The sequence below is a fragment of the Stenotrophomonas sp. 05N423 genome (assembly GCF_056397145.1).
This window is the reverse complement of sequence record NZ_JBFTMV010000004.1, coordinates 160196-179030: the sequence shown is the minus strand read 5'-3', so window position 1 is coordinate 179030 and position 18835 is coordinate 160196. Positions and strand designations below refer to the sequence as shown.

12 protein-coding genes and 1 pseudogene are annotated in these 18835 nt (G+C 69.6%); 6 read left to right on the top strand and 7 right to left on the bottom strand.

All coding sequences use genetic code 11. The features are described 5' to 3' along the window. The first annotated feature begins 47 nt into the window (after nucleotides 1-47). From mscL to AC1DGW_RS09060, 3 genes are all read left to right on the top strand, one after another. Nucleotides 48-461: a large-conductance mechanosensitive channel protein MscL gene (gene mscL / locus AC1DGW_RS09070; RefSeq protein ID WP_478021905.1), complete on the top strand. Its 414-nt coding sequence runs from the start codon at nucleotides 48-50 to the stop codon at nucleotides 459-461. Between the two features lie 140 nt (nucleotides 462-601). After that, on the top strand, nucleotides 602-2017 hold the full coding sequence (locus AC1DGW_RS09065) for a M28 family peptidase (RefSeq protein WP_478021901.1): 1416 nt from the start codon (nucleotides 602-604) through the stop codon (nucleotides 2015-2017). A 188-nt stretch (nucleotides 2018-2205) separates the two neighbouring features. Beyond that, nucleotides 2206-3843, top strand: a complete 1638-nt coding sequence (locus AC1DGW_RS09060) for an NAD+ synthase (protein ID WP_478021897.1) — start codon at nucleotides 2206-2208, stop codon at nucleotides 3841-3843. Nucleotides 3844-3937: 94 nt separating this feature from the next. Here AC1DGW_RS09060 and AC1DGW_RS09055 read toward each other — a convergent pair whose 3' ends face one another. The 7 genes and pseudogenes from AC1DGW_RS09055 to cysD all read right to left on the bottom strand — a co-directional run bounded on the left by AC1DGW_RS09055 (nucleotide 3938) and on the right by cysD (nucleotide 14223). Further along, entirely contained in the window at nucleotides 3938-4768 is an 831-nt protein-coding gene (locus tag AC1DGW_RS09055) for a TrmH family RNA methyltransferase (protein WP_478021894.1), read from the bottom strand. Nucleotides 4769-4783: 15 nt separating this feature from the next. Continuing rightward, on the bottom strand, nucleotides 4784-6286 hold the full coding sequence (locus AC1DGW_RS09050; RefSeq protein ID WP_478021889.1) for an alanine/glycine:cation symporter family protein: 1503 nt from the start codon (nucleotides 6284-6286) through the stop codon (nucleotides 4784-4786). Nucleotides 6287-6523: 237 nt separating this feature from the next. After that, entirely contained in the window at nucleotides 6524-7060 is a 537-nt protein-coding gene (locus AC1DGW_RS09045; protein ID WP_478021885.1) for a GNAT family N-acetyltransferase, read from the bottom strand. Further along, entirely contained in the window at nucleotides 7053-10178 is a 3126-nt protein-coding gene (locus tag AC1DGW_RS09040; protein ID WP_478021881.1) for an efflux RND transporter permease subunit, read from the bottom strand. Before AC1DGW_RS09040 ends, AC1DGW_RS09045 begins: the two co-directional genes overlap by 8 nt. Further along, complete coding sequence (locus AC1DGW_RS09035) at nucleotides 10175-11248, bottom strand: efflux RND transporter periplasmic adaptor subunit (RefSeq protein ID WP_478021877.1); 1074 nt, start codon at nucleotides 11246-11248, stop codon at nucleotides 10175-10177. Before AC1DGW_RS09035 ends, AC1DGW_RS09040 begins: the two co-directional genes overlap by 4 nt. A 183-nt stretch (nucleotides 11249-11431) precedes the next feature. Continuing rightward, nucleotides 11432-13285: pseudogene (gene cysN / locus AC1DGW_RS09030) on the bottom strand (sulfate adenylyltransferase subunit CysN); the annotation flags it as partial. A 26-nt stretch (nucleotides 13286-13311) separates the two neighbouring features. Then, the gene (gene cysD / locus AC1DGW_RS09025; RefSeq protein ID WP_478021873.1) at nucleotides 13312-14223 is read right to left on the bottom strand and encodes a sulfate adenylyltransferase subunit CysD; all 912 of its coding nucleotides are present in this window, start codon (nucleotides 14221-14223) and stop codon (nucleotides 13312-13314) included. A 198-nt stretch (nucleotides 14224-14421) separates the two neighbouring features. Here cysD and AC1DGW_RS09020 point away from each other — a divergent pair, with 198 nt between their 5' ends. The 3 genes from AC1DGW_RS09020 to AC1DGW_RS09010 all read left to right on the top strand — a co-directional run bounded on the left by AC1DGW_RS09020 (nucleotide 14422) and on the right by AC1DGW_RS09010 (nucleotide 18813). Further along, nucleotides 14422-16266: an assimilatory sulfite reductase (NADPH) flavoprotein subunit gene (locus AC1DGW_RS09020; RefSeq protein WP_478021869.1), complete on the top strand. Its 1845-nt coding sequence runs from the start codon at nucleotides 14422-14424 to the stop codon at nucleotides 16264-16266. Nucleotides 16267-16375: 109 nt separating this feature from the next. Next, nucleotides 16376-18082, top strand: coding sequence for an assimilatory sulfite reductase (NADPH) hemoprotein subunit (gene cysI, locus AC1DGW_RS09015; RefSeq protein WP_478021867.1), 1707 nt, complete (start codon nucleotides 16376-16378; stop codon nucleotides 18080-18082). Then, nucleotides 18079-18813 carry a phosphoadenylyl-sulfate reductase gene (locus AC1DGW_RS09010; protein WP_478021863.1) on the top strand — a complete coding sequence of 245 codons (735 nt, stop codon included), beginning with the start codon at nucleotides 18079-18081 and terminating at the stop codon, nucleotides 18811-18813. Before cysI ends, AC1DGW_RS09010 begins: the two co-directional genes overlap by 4 nt. Nucleotides 18814-18835: the final 22 nt, after the last annotated feature.

Sequence of the window (18835 nt, the reverse complement as noted above, 5' to 3'; positions counted from 1 at the left end):
CGGCGTACTCTGTGCCGGCCTCCCCTTCACGCATACAGGAGAAACACATGGGAATGATCAGTGAGTTCAAGGAATTCGCGATGCGCGGCAACGTCATCGACCTGGCGGTCGGTGTCGTGATCGGCGGCGCGTTCGGCAAGATCGTCACCTCGCTGGTGGACAAGGTGATCATGCCGCCGATCGGCATGCTGATCGGCAAGGTGGATTTTTCCAGCCTCGCCGTGGAACTCGCCCCGGCCAGCGTGGGTGCCGATGGCAAGGAGATCCCGGCGGTGATGCTGGGCTATGGCGATTTCATCAATACGCTGATCCAGTTCGTCATCGTCGCCTTCGCCATCTTCATGCTGGTCAAGGTGATCAACCGCCTGTCGCGCAAGAAGGAAGAAGCCCCCGCCGCGCCGGCCGCGCCGAGCGAGGAAGTGCTGCTGCTGCGCGAAATCCGCGACAACCTGAAGAAGTGATGTTCCTGCCGGAGCGATGACCTCCAGCACGGTCCGGCCAGAAGCCGCGGGCGTATGCTCGCGGCTTCATTCGTCTGCGGATCCCCCGCAGCAGCGCCGCACCTCCCCGTGCGGAAATCCAACCCGACCTGGAGCCCGCCATGCGCCGTCTCGCCTTCGCCATCGCCGCCGTGCTCGCCTGCAGCAGCGTGCAGGCCGCCCCTACCCGCATCCCCGAGCAGGCATTGGCCCAGGCCGCGCAGTTGCGCGAGCAGGCGCTGGCCGATGACACCGGCTGGAAGGTGGTCGAGTCGCTGACCACCGAAGTCGGCCCGCGCCTGGCCGGCAGCGAGGCCGACGCGCGCGCGGTGGAATGGGCCAAGGCCAAGTTCAAGGCGCTGGGTTTCGACAAGGTGTGGACCGAGCCGGTCACCTTCCCCAAGTGGGAACGCCGCAGCGAACAGGCGCAGGTGCTGGGCGCGCATGCGCAGCCGCTGACGATCACCGCGCTGGGCGGCAGCCCCGCCGGTACCGCCGAGGGCGAGGTGGTGCGCTTCGACAGCCTCGAAGCGCTCAAGGCCGCGCCGGCAGGCTCGCTGGCCGGCAAGATCGCCTTCATCGACTACCAGATGACGCGCAGCCGCAGCGGCGAGGATTACGGCATCGGCGGCACGGTCCGCAGCCGCGGCCCGTCCGAGGCGATCCGCAAGGGCGCGGTCGGCTACATCATGCGTTCGGCCGGCACCGACTCGCACCGCGTGCCGCATACCGGCATCACCCGCTTCGACGAAGGCCTGACCCCGGTACCGTCGGCGGCCCTGTCGGTGCCGGACGCCGACCAGCTCGCGCGGCTGGTCGCGCGCGGCCCGACCCGCATCCGTATGGCGCTGGACTGCGGCTGGGACGGCAGCTACACCTCGCAGAATGTCATCGGCGAGATCACCGGCCGCAGCCTGCCGAAGGAAGTGGTGGTGATCGGCGGTCACCTCGATTCCTGGGACCTGGGCACCGGCGCGATCGACGATGGCGCCGGCGTCGGCATCACCATGGCCGCCGGCCACCTGATCGGCCAGCTCAAGCAGGCGCCCCGGCGCACCATCCGCGTGATCGCCTTCGCCAACGAGGAGCAGGGCCTGCACGGCGGGTTCGCCTACGCCGCTGCGCGCGTCAAGGCCAGGGAGATCCCGCTGCAGCACATCGCTGCCGAGAGCGACTTCGGTGCCGGCCGCATCTATGCGTTCAACACCGGCTCGGGCAATCCCGCCGATTCGCGCGAGGCCACTGCACAGATCGCCCGGGTGCTGGCACCGCTGGGCATCGAATACCGCCCGGACCAGGGCGGCCCGGGCCCGGACGTTGGCCCGCTGGCGGCCAAGGGCGGCGCCTGGGCGTGGCTGGCGCAGGACGGGACCGACTACTTCGACCTGCACCACACCGCCGACGACACGCTGGACAAGATCGACCCGAAGGCGCTGGCGCAGAACGTGGCCGCCTGGACCGTGTTCGCCTATCTGGCCGCCGAGGCCGATGGCAGCTTCGGCAGCGAAGCCAAGGACGTGGTGCCGCCGAAGGAATGATCCGGCGGCATCGCCGCTCCACCCGGCGATGCGATGGCGATGCATGAACGCCCCCGGCGACGGGGGCGTTTCCATGCCCGGCATCGACGGGCGTCAGCCGGCGTCTACGACGCATCTGGAATAATGGGGTCATCGCCCCTCCTCCGGCGTCCGCGATGGACGCCTGCAACGACAAGGCAGCCGACATCATGTCCCGATCCCTCCGCATCGCCCTGGCGCAGTACGACTTCCCGGTCGGCGACGTGGCCGGCAACAGCGCGCGCATCATCGAACTGACCCAGATCGCGCGCGACGAATACGGCGCCGACGTGGTGCTGTTCCCCGAACTGGCGGTCAGCGGCTACCCGCCGGAAGACCTGCTGCTGCGCCCGGCCTTCCTGCACGAATGCGAGCAGGCGGTCGCTCACATCGCCGCGCAGGTGCAGGGCATCGTCGCCGTGGTCGGCTGGCCGCAGAGCGCCGGCGCGGTCGTGTACAACGCCGCCAGCGTGCTGCGCGACGGCGCCGTCGCCTCCACCTACCGCAAGCGCGAACTGCCCAACTACGCGGTGTTCGACGAACGCCGCTATTTCGACCTTGATCCGGACGGCGGCAACTGCGTGTTCGAGGTCGGTGGCGTGAAGCTCGGCGTGCTGGTCTGCGAGGACCTGTGGTTCGCCGAACCGCTGGCCGCGACCGTGGCCGAAGGCGCCGAGTTGGTGCTGGTGCCCAACGCCTCGCCCTACGAGCGCGGCAAGCACGCCCAGCGCGATGCGCTGATGGCCGAGCGCAGCCGCGACAGCGGCGCCGCCATCGCCTACGTCAACCTCGTCGGCGGGCAGGACGCGCTGGTGTTCGATGGCGCATCGGTCGTGGCCGACGGCGACGGCACCGTACATCCGGCGGCGCTGGCCTTCGCCGAGGAGATGCTGGTGGTCGAATACGACGCCGACGCACGCGCGTTCACGCCACTGCGCTGGATCGACGACGGCGACGAGAGCATGGACGCGCTGGCCTGGCGCGCGGTCACCCGCGGCATCCAGGACTACTGCCGCAAGAACGGCTTCGGCAAGGTATGGCTGGGCCTGTCCGGCGGCATCGACTCGGCGCTGGTGCTGGCGCTGGCGGTGGATGCGCTGGGCGCGGACAACGTCACCGCGGTGGCGCTGCCCTCGCGTTACACCGCCGATCTCTCCAACGACCTCGCCGCCGAGCAGTGCCGCGCCCTCGGCGTGAAGCTGGAAACGGTGCCGATCGAGCCGGCCTTCCAGGGCCTGATGCAGTCGCTGTCAGCGATGTTCGAGGGCCAGGCCGCCGACGTGACCGAGGAGAACCTGCAGTCGCGCAGCCGCGGCGTGATCATGATGGCGCTGTCCAACAAGTTCGGCGGACTGCTGCTGACCACCGGCAACAAGAGCGAGTACGCGGTCGGCTACGCCACCATCTATGGCGACATGTGCGGCGGCTATGCGCCGCTGAAGGACCTGTACAAGACCGAGGTCTACGGCCTGGCCAAGTGGCGCAACACCGTCGGCGGCGCGCCGGTGATCCCGCCGGCGGTGATCGCGCGCGCGCCCTCGGCCGAACTGCGCGAGAACCAGACCGACCAGGACTCGCTGCCGGCCTACGACGTGCTCGACGGCATCCTTTACCGCTACATCGACCAGGAACAGTCGCGCGAGGACATTGTTGCCGCCGGCTACGCGCCGGAGGTGGTGGAACGGGTGCTGCGGCTGGTGCGCATCAGCGAATGGAAGCGGCACCAGGCCGCACCGGGGCCGAAGGTCTCGCGCCGCGCGTTCGGCCGCGAGCGGCGCTACCCCATCAGCAACGGTTATCGCGACTGAAAGAGCCGCACCCCGGTCATTCCGGCTGTGCCGGCCACTGGCCGGTAACGGCGCGGGTGCGGATGGATGCGAAGCTGCCGGTCGACGGCCGGCATTACCTCTTTGCGCGCCAGCCCGACAGGAACACTGCGGTGGCGGCGGCCACGTTCAGGCTCTCCACCGCGCCGGTGCCGGGGATCGACAGGCGCAGGTCACAGTTCTGCGCGAAGCCGCGGTCCATGCCCTCGCCCTCGGCGCCCATGACGTAGACCATGCGCGACGGCAGCGGCGTGGCGAACAGGTCCTGGCCGCCGTCCACCAGCGTCGCGGCCAGCGCGAAGCCGGCGTCGCGCAGTTGCGACAGCGCCTGCGGCAGCGCCGGCAGCCGCACCAGCGGCACCGCTTCGGCGCCGCCCTCGGCCACGCGCGCGGCGGCGCCGGACAGGCTCAGCGGCGATTCGGCCGGCAGCAGGATGCCTGCCGCGCCGAAGTGCGCGGCCGAGCGCAGGATCGCGCCGAAGTTGTGCGGGTTGCCCACACCGTCCAGCCACAGTGCCAGCGCCGGCCCGTCCCCGAGCGCCGCCAGCCAGGCGGCCAGCGGCTGCGGTTCGTCGCGCAGCACGTCGGCCACCACGCCTTCGTGGTGGGTAGTGGCGGCGAGTTTGTTGAGGTCGCCCTCGCCTACCACCCGGTAGCCAACGCGGTTGGCCACGCACCATTTCAGCAGCGGCTGCAACCGCGGGATCAGCGCCTCGGCCAGGTACAGCTTGCGCAGCGCCTGCGGGCGTCGCGCGTGCATCGCCAGCACCGCGTTGACGCCGTACAGGCGCAGTTCGTCATTGCCGCGGATGGGGCCGGCACCCTCGCCACGCCCGCCGGCGGGCGCCAGCGGCGTGGCACGCGGCGGGCGTGCGGAAGGACGGCGGTTGTTCCAGGGGCTGTTCACTGCGGTCGCGCTCGCTTACTTGTTGCCGCGCCAGAAATCGGCGTTCTTGATGCCCAGTGCATCGGGGTTGAAGACCGGGTCCAGGCCCTGCTTCTTCTGCCGCTCGTAGTCGGTCAGCGCCAGCATCGCCGGCTTCTGCAGGATCAGGATCGCCACGACGTTGAGCCAGGCCATCAGGCCGACGCCGATGTCGCCCAGCGCCCACGCCATCTTGGCGTTGTGGAAGGCGCCGAACACCACCATGCCCATGATGCCCAGGCGCAGCAGCAGCGTCGCCGCCGGATGCGTGCGGTTGCTGCCTGCCAGGTAGGTCAGGTTGGTTTCGGCCATGTAGTAGTAGGCCATGATCGTGGTGAAGGCGAAGAAGAACAGCGCCAGCGCCACGAAGCCCGCGCCCCAGCCCGGCAGCACCGATTCCACCGCGGCCTGGGTGAACAGCGCGCCCTCCGAGGGCTGCACGCCGGGCACGCCGGTAATGATGGCCTCCAGCTTGGTCACGCCCCCTTCGGTCACTTCGCGGAACACGTTGTACATGCCGGTGGACAGCACCAGGAATGCGGTCGAGGTGCACACCAGCATGGTGTCGAAGTAGATGGCGAAAGCCTGCACGTAGCCCTGCTTGGCCGGATGCGAGACCTCGGCCGCGGCGGCGGCGTGCGGGCCGGTGCCCTGGCCGGCCTCGTTGGCGTAGATGCCGCGCTTCACGCCCCAGGCGACGGCCTGGCCGATGATGCCGCCGAACGCCGCATGCGCGCCGAAGGCGCTGGAGAAGATGTCGGCGAACATCGTCGGCACCTTGCTGGCGTTGAGCATCATCACCACGATGGCCATCAGGATGAAGCCCAGCGCCATGAACGGCACGATCACTTCGGCGAAGCTGGCGATGCGCTTGACGCCGCCGAAGATGATCACGCCCAGCAGCACTGCGACCGCGATGCCGATCCACAGCTTCAGGCTGCCGATACCGCCCATCGAGGCGCAGGCGTCGGCGCCGGTGCACAGTACGTTGACCGCGCTGTCGGCGATGGCGTTGGCCTGCACGCCGGGCAGCAGGAAGCCGGCGGCGATGACCGTGGCCACGGCGAAGGTCGCCGCGTACCACTTCAGGCCCATCGCCTTCTCGATGTAGTAGGCCGGGCCGCCGCGGTAGCGGCCTTCGGCGTCCTTGGTCTTGTAGATCTGCGCCAGCGTCGATTCGACATAGGAGGTGGAGGCACCGAGGAAACCCATCACCCACATCCAGAAGATCGCACCCGGGCCGCCGTAGGCGATGGCGGTGGCCACGCCGGCGATGTTGCCGATGCCCATGCGCCCGGCCATCGACATGGCCAGCGCCTGGAACGAGGAGACACCCGCATCGGACTTCTGCCCGCGCACGGTGAGCCGGCACATCTCCGCGAAACCGCGGATCTGCATGAAGCGGGTGCGCAGGGTGAACCACAGGCCCGCGCCCAGGCACATGAAGATCAGCGCATTGCTCCAGATGATGCCATTTACGAATTCGACGATGGATTCCACGCGGACTCCCGGGTAGCTGAAGGGAAAGCAGGCAAGCTGCCGATTCTTCCATGATTCCGCAGCGATAGGCAGATGTCGCATCCCCTGCCTTCCAGGCCGGGGATAACGAGGACGTCAGAGGGTATAGCCGCCGGTTGTGGACCGGGGCGGCGTTCCCCATCCGACGAACCGGAGGCGGCGGGGGTGCAACCCGACCCGTGGAGTCGATGGCGAGCGGGCGGCGCCTGCGCAGGCCCCTCATCCATGCGCCGGCAACGCCCGCAGGCGGGCGAAGCAGCGCAGGTCGTGCAGCATGCCGTCCTTGAACACGGCCTGGCGCTCCAGGCCTTCCTCGGTGAAACCCGTGTTGAGCAGCACCCGCGCCGAAGCCGGGTTGCTGGTCATGACCTGCGCTGCCAGCCGGTACAGGCCCAGTTCGTCCATCACCCAGGGCGCGAAGGCGGTCACGACCGCGGTCATGATGCCCTGCCCCCAGTGGCGCCGCCCCAGCCAGTAGCCCAGCATCGCACCGTGGCGGCGCTCGCCACTGCCCTGCTGCACGCCGATGCCGCCGCAGGCCTCACCGTCGATCTCCAGCGCGAACACCGCCCCGGACAGGTCCACGACCTGCCCGGACAGGAACGCCTCGCCATCGGCGCGGGTGTAGGGATGCGGGAAGCGCGTGCTCAGCCCGCGCGAGACGTCCGCGTCGTCGGCGTGCCGCAGCAGCGACTCCAGGTCGTCCGGCCGCCAGCGCCGCAACCGCACCGCGCCGGCGCAGGGCGGCTCACGCATGCCCGCCCACCGACGGCGTCTCGCTCTCCTGCTTCGCCAGTTCGTTGGCCACCGTTTCCGGCGACTGCGTATACGGCGCCAGCAGCGCATAGAACGCCGGCACCACGAACAGCGACAGGAAGGTGGACACGGCGACACCGAAGATCACCACGATGCCGATGGTGCCGCGGCTGGCCGAACCCGGACCGCCGGCCAGCACCAGCGGTACCGCGCCGACCACGGTGGCGATGGACGTCATCAGGATCGGGCGAAGGCGCACCGTCGAGGCCTCGACGATGGCCTGGTGCACATTGCGGCCCTCGTCGCGCAGCTGGTTGGCGAACTCCACGATCAGGATGCCGTTCTTGGCCGCCAGGCCGACCAGCATGACGATGCCGATCTGGCTGAACAGGTTGAGCGTGCCGCCGCTGATGTACAGGCCGACGAAGGCGCCGAGCACGCCCAGCGGCACGGTGAGCATGATCACCAGCGGGTGGATGAAACTCTCGAACTGCGCGGCCAGCACCAGGTAGACCACCAGCAGGGCCATGGCGAAGGTCAGCAGCACCGCGCTGCCGGCGCTCTGGTATTCCCGCGACTCGCCCTTCCAGTCGATCTGCGCGTATTCGGGCAGCTCTTCGCGCGCCACCCGCTGCACCCACGCGATGGTCTCGCCCAGCGTGTGGCCGGGGGCGACGTTGGCGCTGATGGTGATCGAGCGCAGCCGGTTGAAGCGGTTCAGGGTGCCGGCCTCGGCCACTTCGCTGAGGCTGACCAGGTTGGACAGCGGCACCAGTTCGCCCGAGCGCGCGCGCACCTGGATCGCCGCCAGGTCGGCCGGCGACGTGCGGCCCTCGCGGCCGGCCTGCACCAGCACGTCGTACTCCTCGCCGTTGTCGACGAAGGTGGTGACGCGGCGCGAGCCCATCATCGTTTCCAGCGCGCGGCCGATGTCGGTCACGCTCACGCCCAGGTCGGCGGCGCGCTGGCGGTCGATATTCACCCGCATCTGCGGCCGGGTTTCCTTGTAGTCCGAATCGGCGCCGGCCAGGCCTGGATAGTCGGCCATGCGCGCCAGCAGGCGATCGCGCCACTGCGCGATCTCGGCGTATTCCGGTCCGCCCAGCACCACCTGGAACGGCTGGCCGAAGCTGCGCACCAGGCCGCCACCGACCTGGGTGCGCACGCGCACGCCGCTCAGGCCGTCGAGCTCCTTCTGCAGTTTGTTGGCGACATCGGTGGTGGCCTCGTGGCGCTGCCGCCACGGCTGCAGGAACACGCTGATGCGGCCGGTGTGCATTTCCTCGTTGTTGCCCCAGCCACCGGGCACGCGCGGATTGGCGCGCACGATCGGTTCGTCCGGGCCGACGAAGCGGCCGACGATGCGCTCGACCTGCTGCACCTGGCCGACGGTGTAGTCGAAGCCGGCGCCTTCCGGGCCGTCGATCATGATCTGGAACGAACCGCGGTCCTCGGCCGGCGCCAGCTCCGAAGGCAGCAGCCGGAACAGGCCCCAGCTGGCGCCCAGCGCGGCCAGCATCACCAGGCCGAACACCCAGCTGCGCTGCACGTGGCGGTCCAGCACGCGGCCATAGGCCGCCGCCACGCGCGCCAGCTGGCGGTCGATGAAGCCGTTGATACGGTTGGTCTTCTGCTCGCTGTGCGGCTTGAGCAGCTTGGAGGCCATCATCGGTGTCAGGGTCAGCGCGACGAAGGCCGACAGCGCCACCGCCGCGGCCAGCGCCACCGCCAGTTCGCGGAACAGGCGGCCGGTATTGCCCTCGAGGAAACCGACCGGCAGGAACACCGCCACCAGCACCGCGGTGGTGGCGATCACCGCGAACGCCACCTGTGCGGTGCCGCGCCGCGCGGCGACCAGCGGCGGTTCGCCCAGGTCGATGCGGCGCTGCACGTTCTCCACCACCACGATGGCGTCGTCCACCACCAGGCCGATGCACAACACCAGCGCCAGCAGGGTGAACAGGTTGATCGAGAAGCCGAAGGCGAACAGCGCGATGAACGCCGCCACCAGGCACACCGGCACCGTCACCGCCGGGATCAGCGCCGCGCGCAGGCTGCCGAGGAACAGCCAGATCACCACCAGCACCAGCAGCATCGCCTCCACCAGCGTGGCATAGACACGTTCCACCGCCGCCTCGATGAAGGTGGTGTTGTCGAAGGCGACGAAGATGTGGGTGCCGGCCGGCAATGTCTTGGCGATGCGCTCGGCCTCGGCGCGGGTGGCGCGGGCCACGTCCAGTGCGTTGGCGGTGGAGGTCTTGACGATGCCCATGCCAATGCCGGGTTCGCCGTTGCTGCGGTAATAGGCGCGGCGCTCGGCCGAGGCCAGTTCCACCTTGGCCACATCGCCCAGCCGCACCACGTAGCCGTCGTTGCCCTTGCCCAGCGGGATGCTGGCGAAATCGGCCGGCGCCACGTAGCTGCGCTCCACGCGCAGGGTGAAGTCGCGGTCGGCCGATTCGATGCGCCCGGCCGGCAGCTCCACGTTCTCGTTGCGCAGCGCGGTCTCCACCTCGCCCACGGTCAGGCCGCGCGCGGCCAGCTGGTCGCGGTCCAGCCAGATGCGCATGGCATAGCGCTGGCGGCCACCGATCATCACCCGCGCCACGCCATCGATGCTGGAGAAGCGGTCGACCACGTAGCGTTCGGCGTAGTCGCTGAGCTCCAGCGTGTCCATCGCCGAGGAGCTCATGTTGAACCAGATGATCGGGTCGGCGTCGCTCTCGACCTTGGCCACCTCCGGCGGGCGCGCTTCCAGCGGCATGCGGTCGGCGACGCGGCTGACCGCGTCGCGCACGTCGTTGGCGGCGGCTTCGATGTCGCGGTTGGCGGTGAACTCGATACTGACCGAGGCGCGGCCGTTGGTGCTGCGCGCATTGATGGTGTCGATGCCCTCGATGCCGGCCAGCGCGTCTTCCAGCACCTGGGTGATGCGGCTCTCGATCACCGCCGCCGAGGCGCCGGTGTAATCGACCGAGACCGAGACGACGGGCGGGTCGATGGCCGGCAGTTCGCGCAGGGTCAGGCGGTTGAAGGACATCAGGCCCAGCACCACCAGCAGCAGGCTCATCACCACGGCCAGTACCGGCCGCTTGATCGAGAGGTCCGACAGCTTCATTCGGCCGCGGCCTCGGCGGCGGCCGGCGCGGCCTTGGCGTCGGCGATGCGCAGGCCCGGGCGCAGCTTGCCGGTACCGTCGACGACGATGCGCTGCCCGGCCTCCAGCCCCTGCACGATCTCGACCACGCCGGAGCGGCGGGTGCCGGTCTTCACGTCGACGCGCTCGACCGTAGCGTCGTCCTTGACCCGGAACACATAGGAATCACGGCCGACCTGCACCACCGCGATCTCCGGGATCACCAGCGCCTGCCGCTCGGGGCGGAACAGGCGCACGTCCAGCAGCATGCCCGGGCGCAGGGCGTGGTCGGGATTGGGGAAATCGGCGCGTACGGTGACCGCGCGGCTGCCCGGATCCACGCGCGCATCGACCGTGCTGACCTCGCCGTCGAAGCTGCGCCCCGGGTAGGCGACGCTGCTGCCGCTGACCTTGTCGCCGGGCTTGAGCGAGGCCAGCTCGGCCTCCGGCACCTGGAAATCGACATGCATGCGCGAGATGTCGTCCAGGGTGGCGATGACCGTGGTCGGCGTGACCAGCGAGCCCGGACTGACCTGACGGATGCCGAGCACGCCGGCGAACGGCGCCCGCACCTGGCGGTCGGACACGTCCGCGCGCATCTGCCGCACCCGCGCCTCCGCGGCGTCGCGGATCGACTTCTGCGTATCGAGGGTGGAACTGGCGACCAGCTGCTGGGTGGCCAGCTCGCTCTGGCGCCGGTACAGCCGGTCGGCCTCGTCGAAGGTGGCCTGGGCCTGCGCCAGTGCGGCCTGCTGCGCGTCGATGCGCAGGGTCACCAGCGGCGCGCCGGCGGCCACTTCCTGACCGCTGCGGAAATGCACGGCGTCGATGATCTCGCTGACCTTGGCGGTGACGGTCACCGACTCACGCGCCTTGGCGGTGCCGATCGCCTGCAGGGTGTCGTTCCAGGCCGAGTGCGCCACCACCTGGGTGGTGACCGGCACGGCCCCGCCCTGCGGGCGCGGCGCCTCGCCCGCCCCACGCCCGCAGGCGGCCAGGGCCAGCATCAAGACAGCACCACCGGCGAAGGTGGCGGAAAAACGCCCCGACATACGCAATCCCGTCAAATACACGATCAGGCAGTCTAGCCGGCGTGGATGACAGTCCGGATGTGCCATTGGGTGGGGCGGGGCCGAAAATCCCGGCAGGAGCGCACTTGTAGGAGCGCACTTCAGTGCGCGAATGGGCTTCACCGGTAGAGCCCCATCGCACACTGAAGTGCGCTCCTACAGCTTTCAGCGCAGCGCCAGCCGCACCACCTGGTCGGCCATCGCGTCGAGCGCCTCGCCGTCGGCGTACAGGTGCAGCTCGGGCGCCTCCGGCGGCTCGTAAGGCGAGTCGATGCCGGTGAAGTTGGGGATCTGCCCGGCCCGCGCCTTGCGGTACAGGCCCTTTACGTCGCGCGACTCGGCGACCTCCAGCGGCACGTCGACGAAGATCTCGACGAACTCGCCCTCGGCGAAGCGCTCGCGCGCCATCTGCCGCTCGGCGCGGAACGGCGAGATGAAGCTGACCAGCACGATCAGGCCGGCATCGGCCATCAGCTTCGCCACCTCGGCCACGCGGCGGATGTTCTCCACCCGGTCCTCGTCGGTGAAGCCCAGGTCGCGGTTCAGGCCGTGGCGGACATTGTCGCCGTCGAGCAGGAAGGTGTGGCAGCCGCGCGCATGCAGGCGCTTTTCCACCTGGTTGGCAATCGTGGACTTGCCGGCGCCGGACAGGCCGGTGAACCACAGCACCTTCGGCGTCTGCCCCTTGATGCGCGCACGCGCGGCCTTGTCCACGTCCAGGTGCTGCCAGTGCACATTGCCGGCGCGGCGCAGGGCAAAGTCCAGGGTACCGGCGGCGACGGTGGCGTTGCTCTGCCGGTCGATCAGGATGAAACCGCCCAGCGCGCGGTTGCGCACGTAGGGCTCGAAGGCGATGGGCTCGTCCAGCGACAGGTTGCAGTAGCCGACCTCGTTCAACTCCAGGCGCTTGGCCGCCAGTTTGTCCTGCGTGTTCACGTCGATGCGGTGCTTGATCTCGCTGACGCTGGCGGCCACGGTGCGGCTGCCGATCTGCAGCCAGTACGGGCGGCCGGGCAGCAGCGCGGCATCGTCCATCCACAGCACGTGCGCGGCGAACTGGTCGGCCACCTCGGGCGGGTCGCCGGCGGCGGCGATGACGTCGCCGCGGCTGACGTCGATCTCGTCGGCCAGGGTCAGGGTCACCGCCTGCCCGGCCGTGGCGGCATCCAGCGGACCGTCCGGCCCCAGCACCTCGCGCACGGTGGAGCGGCGCGCGGAGGGCAGCACCACCACCGCGTCGCCGGCGGACACGCGGCCGGCGGCGACGGTGCCGGCGAAGCCGCGGAAATCCTGGTTGGGCCGGTTGACCCACTGCACCGGCAGGCGCAGGCCGCTGTCGGCGTCGTGTCCGGTGATCGCCACCGTGTCCAGGTGCTCGAGCAGGCTGGGACCGGCGTACCACGGCATCAGCGCCGAGCGCACGGACAGGTTCTGCCCTTCCAGCGCCGACAGCGGGATGGCCTGCACGTTGGCGATACCCAACTGCGCGGCCAGCGCGCAGTACTCGCCGGCGATGCGCTCGAACACGCCCTGGTCGTAGTCGACCAGGTCCATCTTGTTGACCGCCAGCACCACCTGGCCGATGCCGAGCAGCGAGATGATGTAGCTGTGGCGGCGGGTCTGCTGCAGCAGGCCCTTGCGCGCGTCCACCAGCACCACCGCCAGGTCGGCGGTGGAGGCACCGGTGGCCATGTTGCGGGTGTACTGCTCGTGGCCCGGGCAGTCGGCGACGATGTACTTGCGGCGGTCCGTATCGAAGTAGCGGTACGCCACGTCGATGGTGATGCCCTGCTCGCGCTCGGCGGCCAGGCCGTCCAGCAGCAGCGCGTAGTCGATGCGCTCGCCCTGGGTGCCGTGGCGGCGGCTGTCGGCCTCCAGCGCGGCCAGCTGGTCGTCGAACAGGCGCTTGCTCTCGTACAGCAGGCGCCCGATCAGGGTGCTCTTGCCGTCGTCGACGCTGCCGCAGGTGATGAAGCGCAGCAGCGGCTTGGATTCGTGCTGCTGCAGGTAGGTCGAGATATCGGAAGAAGTGGCGACCGCGTTCATCAGAAATAGCCCTCCAGCTTCTTCTTCTCCATGGAGGCGGACTGGTCGTGGTCGATCAGCCGGCCCTGCCGCTCGGAACTGGTGGAGACCAGCATCTCGGCGATGATCTTCTCCAGCGTGTCGGCTTGCGATTCGATGGCGCCGGTCAGCGGGTAGCAGCCCAGCGTGCGGAAGCGCACCCTGCGCAGCTGCGGCACCTCGCCCGGATGCAGCGGCAGGCGCTCGTCGTCGACCATGATCAGGCTGCCGTCGCGCTCCACGACGGGCCTTTCAGAAGCAAGGTACAGCGGCACCACCGGGATCTTCTCGCGGTAGATATAGAGCCAGATGTCCAGCTCGGTCCAGTTGGACAGCGGGAACACGCGCACGCTCTCGCCCTGGTGGATGCGGGCGTTGTACAGGTTCCACAGCTCTGGGCGCTGGTTCTTGGGGTCCCAGCGGTGACGGTCGTTGCGGAACGAGAACACACGCTCCTTGGCCCGCGACTTCTCCTCGTCGCGGCGCGCGCCGCCGATGGCGGCATCGAACTTCCACTTGTCCAGCGCCTGCTTCAGTCCCTGGGTCTTCATCACGTCGGTGTGCACGGATGCGCCGTGGCTCACCGGGCCGATGTCGCGGGCGATGCCGTCGGGGTTGATGTGCACGCGCAGGTCCACGCCGGTCTCGGCGACGCGGCGGTCGCGGAAGGCGATCATCTCGCGGAACTTCCAGCGCGTGTCCACGTGCAGCAGCGGGATCGGCGGCACCCCCGGCGCGAACGCTTTGAGCAGCAGGTGCAACAGCACCGAACTGTCCTTGCCGACCGAGTACAGCAGCACCGGGTTGGAAAAGCCCGCCGCGACCTCGCGCAGGATGTGGATGCTCTCGGCTTCCAGCCGGTCGAGGTGCGACAAGGGAACAGTAGCGGTCATTGCGGCAGGTTCTGGGAACGCTCTGGAAACGGAAGGGTAGCAATGCAGGCCGGCGGGGAATCCGGCAGAGCAGCGAGTGTGCGGCCCGTCCGCCCCGCGCAGAAATAAACGCAGGGCATGAACCGATAACCGCACATCCTTTCCCCCTCATCGCACGCCTCCCTAGCATCGGCCCTCCAATCCCAGACCGGACAGGACATGACCGCCGCCGCTGCCACCGTGCCCCCCAGCCCCCTGCCCGATGACCGCAGGGTCCTGCTGACGCGCCTGGTGGACGGCCTGGACGGCAACAGCCTGTGGTGGCTGTCCGGCTTCGCCGCCGGCCTGGCCCAGGGCCATCCGCCACCGTCGCTGGCGGTGATCGCCGGCGGCCAGCCTGCCGCACAGGCCGCCGGCCGGCTGACCATCGTCTATGGCAGCCAGACCGGCAATGCGCGCCGTGCCGCCGAGCAGCTGGCCGGCGACGCCGAAGCCGGCGGGCTGGCGGTGCGCCTGGTCCGCGCCGACGCCTACCCCACCCGCGAACTGGCCGGCGAGCGCCTGCTCTACATCGTCATCAGCACCCAGGGCGAAGGCGATCCGCCGGACGACGCCATCGGACTGGTCGAGTTCATCGCCGGCAAGCGCGCGCCCAGACTGCCGGAGCTAAAGTACGCCGTGCTCGGCCTTGGCGATTCCAGCTACGCCGATTTCTGCGGCATCGGCCGCAGGCTGGACGCGCGCCTGGCCGAACTGGGCGCGCAGCGCCTGCAGCCGCTGGGCGAGGCCGACCTCGACATCGACACCGTGGCCGCGCCGTGGCGCGCCAAGGCGCTGGCCGATGCGCGCGAAACCCTGGGCAACGCTGCCACGCCCACCGCCAGCAACGTCACCCCGCTGCGCCATGGCCAGAGCGCTGCGCACAGCGCACAGCATCCTTTCCATGCCGAACTGCTGGCCCGGCAGCGGGTCAGCGGCCGCGATTTCAAGGGCCCGGCCTACGGCCACCATGGGCGCATCGACAAGCACGTGCATCACCTGGAGCTTTCGCTGGAAGGCAGCGGCCTGCACTACGAGCCCGGCGATGCGCTGGGTATCGTCCATCGCAACCCGCCGCGCCTGGTCGATGCCATCCTCTCCGCCACCGGCCTGGATGGCGATGCCGGCGTCAGCCATGACGGCCACACCCGCCCGCTGGCGCAGTGGCTGGGCGAGCACCGCGAATTGACCCGCATCTCGCGCCCGCTGCTGGCGACCGTGGCCGAACGGAGTGGCAACGCCGACCTGGCCACCCTGCTGGAACCGGCGCGCGGCGGCGAGCTGGCCGCCGTATTCGCCGATCATCAACTGGTCGACGTGCTGCATCGCTGGCCGGCAGAGTGGAACGCCACCGCGCTGGTCGCCGCGCTGCGCCCGGCCGCGCACCGCCTGTATTCGATCGCATCCAGCCGCAAGCGGGTGGGCGAGGAAGCCCACCTGACCGTGGACGAACTGGTCTACGACGCGCACGGCCGCGGCCATGCCGGCGCCGCCAGCGCCTTCCTCGCCGCACTGGAGGAAGGCGCCCAGGTGCCGGTGTTCATCGAGCCGAACGAACGCTTCCGCGTTCCCGCCGATGCCAGCCGCGACATCGTCATGATCGGCCCGGGCACCGGCGTGGCGCCGTTCCGCGGTTTTGTGCAGGAGCGCGCCGAGACCGGTGCCGCCGGCCGCAACTGGCTGTTCTTCGGCGCCCGCCACTTCAACAGCGATTTCCTTTACCAGGTCGAGTGGCAGGACGCCCTGCAGCGCAAGGAACTGCACCGCCTCGACCTGGCCTTCTCCCGCGACCAGGCCGAAAAAATCTACGTGCAGGACCGCCTGCGCGAGCGCGGCCGCGACCTGTACGACTGGCTGCAGGGCGGCGCGCACCTGTACGTATGCGGCGCCATCGGCATGGGCAAGGACGTGCACGCCGCGCTGCTGGACGTTGTCGCCGCGCACAACGGCGGCGATGCCGAGGCCGCAGCCGACTACCTGTCCACGCTGCAGCGCGAAGGCCGCTACGCCCGCGACGTTTACTGACCTCCGGACTCCCCGCAGGAGCGCACCTTGGTGCGCGWGGGGCTTCACCGGGAAAGCTTCATCGCGCACCAAGGTGCGCTCCTACAACAAGCGCAGATATCCCACGACCATGTCCCACCCTTCCGTAGAAAAGATCAAACTCGAAAGCCGGCGCCTGCGCGGCACCATCGACGAGGGCCTGCGCGACGCCACCACCGGCTCGCTGAACTTCGAGGACCAGCGCACCATCAAGTTCCATGGCAGCTACCAGCAGGACGACCGCGACCTGCGCGACGAGCGCCGCCGGCAGAAGCTGGAACCCGCGCACCAGTTCATGATCCGCATCCGCGCGCCGGGCGGCGTGTTCACCCCCCAGCAGTGGCTCAAGCTCGACGGGATCGCCACCACTTACGCCAACCACTCGCTGCGCGTGACCACGCGCCAGACCTTCCAGTTCCACGGCGTGATCAAGCGCGAACTGAAGGCGACGATGCAGGCGATAAATTCCGCGGCGATGGACACCGTCTCGGCCTGCGGCGACGTCAACCGCAACGTGCTCGGCGCCAGCAACCCGCAGCAGTCGGCCCTGCATGCGCAGGTGAACGACTGGGCGCAGCGGCTGTCGCTGCGCTTCAAGCCGGCCACCCGCGCCTACTACGAAATCTGGCTGGACGAGGAGAAGGTCGCCGAGAGCGGCGTCGAGCACGAGCCGGTCTATGGCGACGCCTACCTGCCGCGCAAGTTCAAGATCGCCGTGGCCGTGCCGCCGTACAACGACGTGGACGTGTTCGCCAACGACCTGGGCCTGATCGCCATCGTCGACGACACCGGCAACCTGGACGGTTTCAACGTGACCATCGGCGGCGGCATGGGCGCCAGCCACGGCATCGCCGCGCACTACCCGCGCGTGGGCAATGTGATCGGCTTCGTCGCGCCGGAGCAGGTGTTCGCCATCGCCGAAGCCGCCATCACCGTGCAGCGCGATCTGGGCGACCGCGAGGAACGCAAGCACGCGCGTTTCAAGTACACCATCGACGACCACGGTTCGGACAGGATCGTGGCGATGATGGAGGAGCGCGCCGGCTTCAGGCTGCAGGCGGCGCGGCCGTTCCTGTTCGAACACAACGGCGACCGCTTCGGCTGGGTCGAGGGCGAGGACGGCCTGTGGCACCTCACCCTGTCCCTGCCGTGCGGCCGCATCGCCGACACGCCCGGGCGCCCGCTGCTGACCGGCATGCGCGAGATCGCCAGGGTGCACCAGGGCGAGTTCCGCATGACGGCCAACCAGAACGTCATCATCGCCGGCGTGCCGGCGGCGCAGCGCGCGCGCATCGACGCGCTGGTCGCGCAGCACGCGCTGGACCTGGAGAACAAGGCGCCCACCGCCATCGCGCGCAGCGCGGTGGCCTGCGTGGCGCTGCCCACCTGCGCGCTGGCGATGGCCGAGGCCGAGCGCTACCTGCCCGGCTTTCTCGCCGCGCTGGAGCCGCTGCTCGCCCGGCACGGCCTGCGCGAGGCGCCGATCCTGCTGCGCGTGTCCGGCTGCCCGAATGGCTGCTCGCGCCCCTACCTGGCCGAGATCGCCCTGGTCGGCAAGGCGCCGGGCCGCTACAACCTGTTCCTCGGCGGCGACCACCGCGGCCAGCGCCTGAACACGCTGTACCGCGACAACATCACCGAGGCGCAGATCCTCGAGGCGCTGGAACCGCTGCTGGCCCGCTACGCCGTCGAGCGCGACGCGGACGAACGCTTCGGCGACTTCCTGCACCGCAGCGGCCTGATCGAACTGCCGCCCTACCCGACCCACCGCCAGATTGCCGTGGAACTGCACGCATGAACGCCCTGTCCCTGCCTCCCCTCAACGACGAAACCATCGCCGCCCTCGACGAGGACACCGCCACGCTCGACGTGCGGCTCGAGGCGATGGACGCGGCCGCGCGCGTGCGCTGGGCGCTGCAGCACACGCCCGGTACGCATGTGCTGTCCTCCAGCTTCGGCGCGCAGTCGGCGGTGACGCTGCATCTGCTCAGCCGCGAGCAACCGGACATTCCGGTGATCCTGATCGACACCGGCTACCTGTTCCCGGAAACCTACCGCTTCGCCGACGAACTGAGCGGGCGCCTGGGCCTGAACCTGAAGGTGTACCGCCCGCTGGTCAGCCGCGCCTGGATGGAAGCCCGCCACGGCCGCCTATGGGAGCAGGGGCTGGTCGGCATCGAGCAGTACAACAACCTGCGCAAGGTCGAGCCGATGAAACGCGCCCTGGACGAACTGCAGGCGGGCACCTGGTTCACCGGCCTGCGCCGCAGCCAGTCGGCCAGCCGCGCCGCCACGCCGATCCTGCAGCGCCGCGATGCGCGCTGGAAGGTCAACCCGATCGCCGACTGGAGCGACCGCGACGTGTGGCAATACCTCAAGCAGCACGACCTGCCCTACCACCCGCTGTGGGAACAGGGCTATGTCTCCATCGGCGACTACCACACCACCCGCCGCTGGGAACCGGGCATGCGCGAGGAAGACACCCGCTTCTTCGGCCTCAAGCGCGAGTGCGGACTGCACGAGATGTAACCCGCGCCCGGCGCGGGCCGGG

Coding starts and splice junctions, on each gene's coding strand:
- AC1DGW_RS09020 (WP_478021869.1), top strand. CDS start 14,422: ATGACCGCCGCCGCTGCCACCGTGCCCCCCAGCCCCCTGCCCGATGAC.
- AC1DGW_RS09060 (WP_478021897.1), top strand. CDS start 2,206: ATGTCCCGATCCCTCCGCATCGCCCTGGCGCAGTACGACTTCCCGGTC.
- AC1DGW_RS09045 (WP_478021885.1), bottom strand. CDS start 7,060: ATGCGTGAGCCGCCCTGCGCCGGCGCGGTGCGGTTGCGGCGCTGGCGG.
- AC1DGW_RS09040 (WP_478021881.1), bottom strand. CDS start 10,178: ATGAAGCTGTCGGACCTCTCGATCAAGCGGCCGGTACTGGCCGTGGTG.
- AC1DGW_RS09010 (WP_478021863.1), top strand. CDS start 18,079: ATGAACGCCCTGTCCCTGCCTCCCCTCAACGACGAAACCATCGCCGCC.
- AC1DGW_RS09035 (WP_478021877.1), bottom strand. CDS start 11,248: ATGTCGGGGCGTTTTTCCGCCACCTTCGCCGGTGGTGCTGTCTTGATG.
- cysI (WP_478021867.1), top strand. CDS start 16,376: ATGTCCCACCCTTCCGTAGAAAAGATCAAACTCGAAAGCCGGCGCCTG.
- mscL (WP_478021905.1), top strand. CDS start 48: ATGGGAATGATCAGTGAGTTCAAGGAATTCGCGATGCGCGGCAACGTC.
- cysD (WP_478021873.1), bottom strand. CDS start 14,223: ATGACCGCTACTGTTCCCTTGTCGCACCTCGACCGGCTGGAAGCCGAG.
- AC1DGW_RS09065 (WP_478021901.1), top strand. CDS start 602: ATGCGCCGTCTCGCCTTCGCCATCGCCGCCGTGCTCGCCTGCAGCAGC.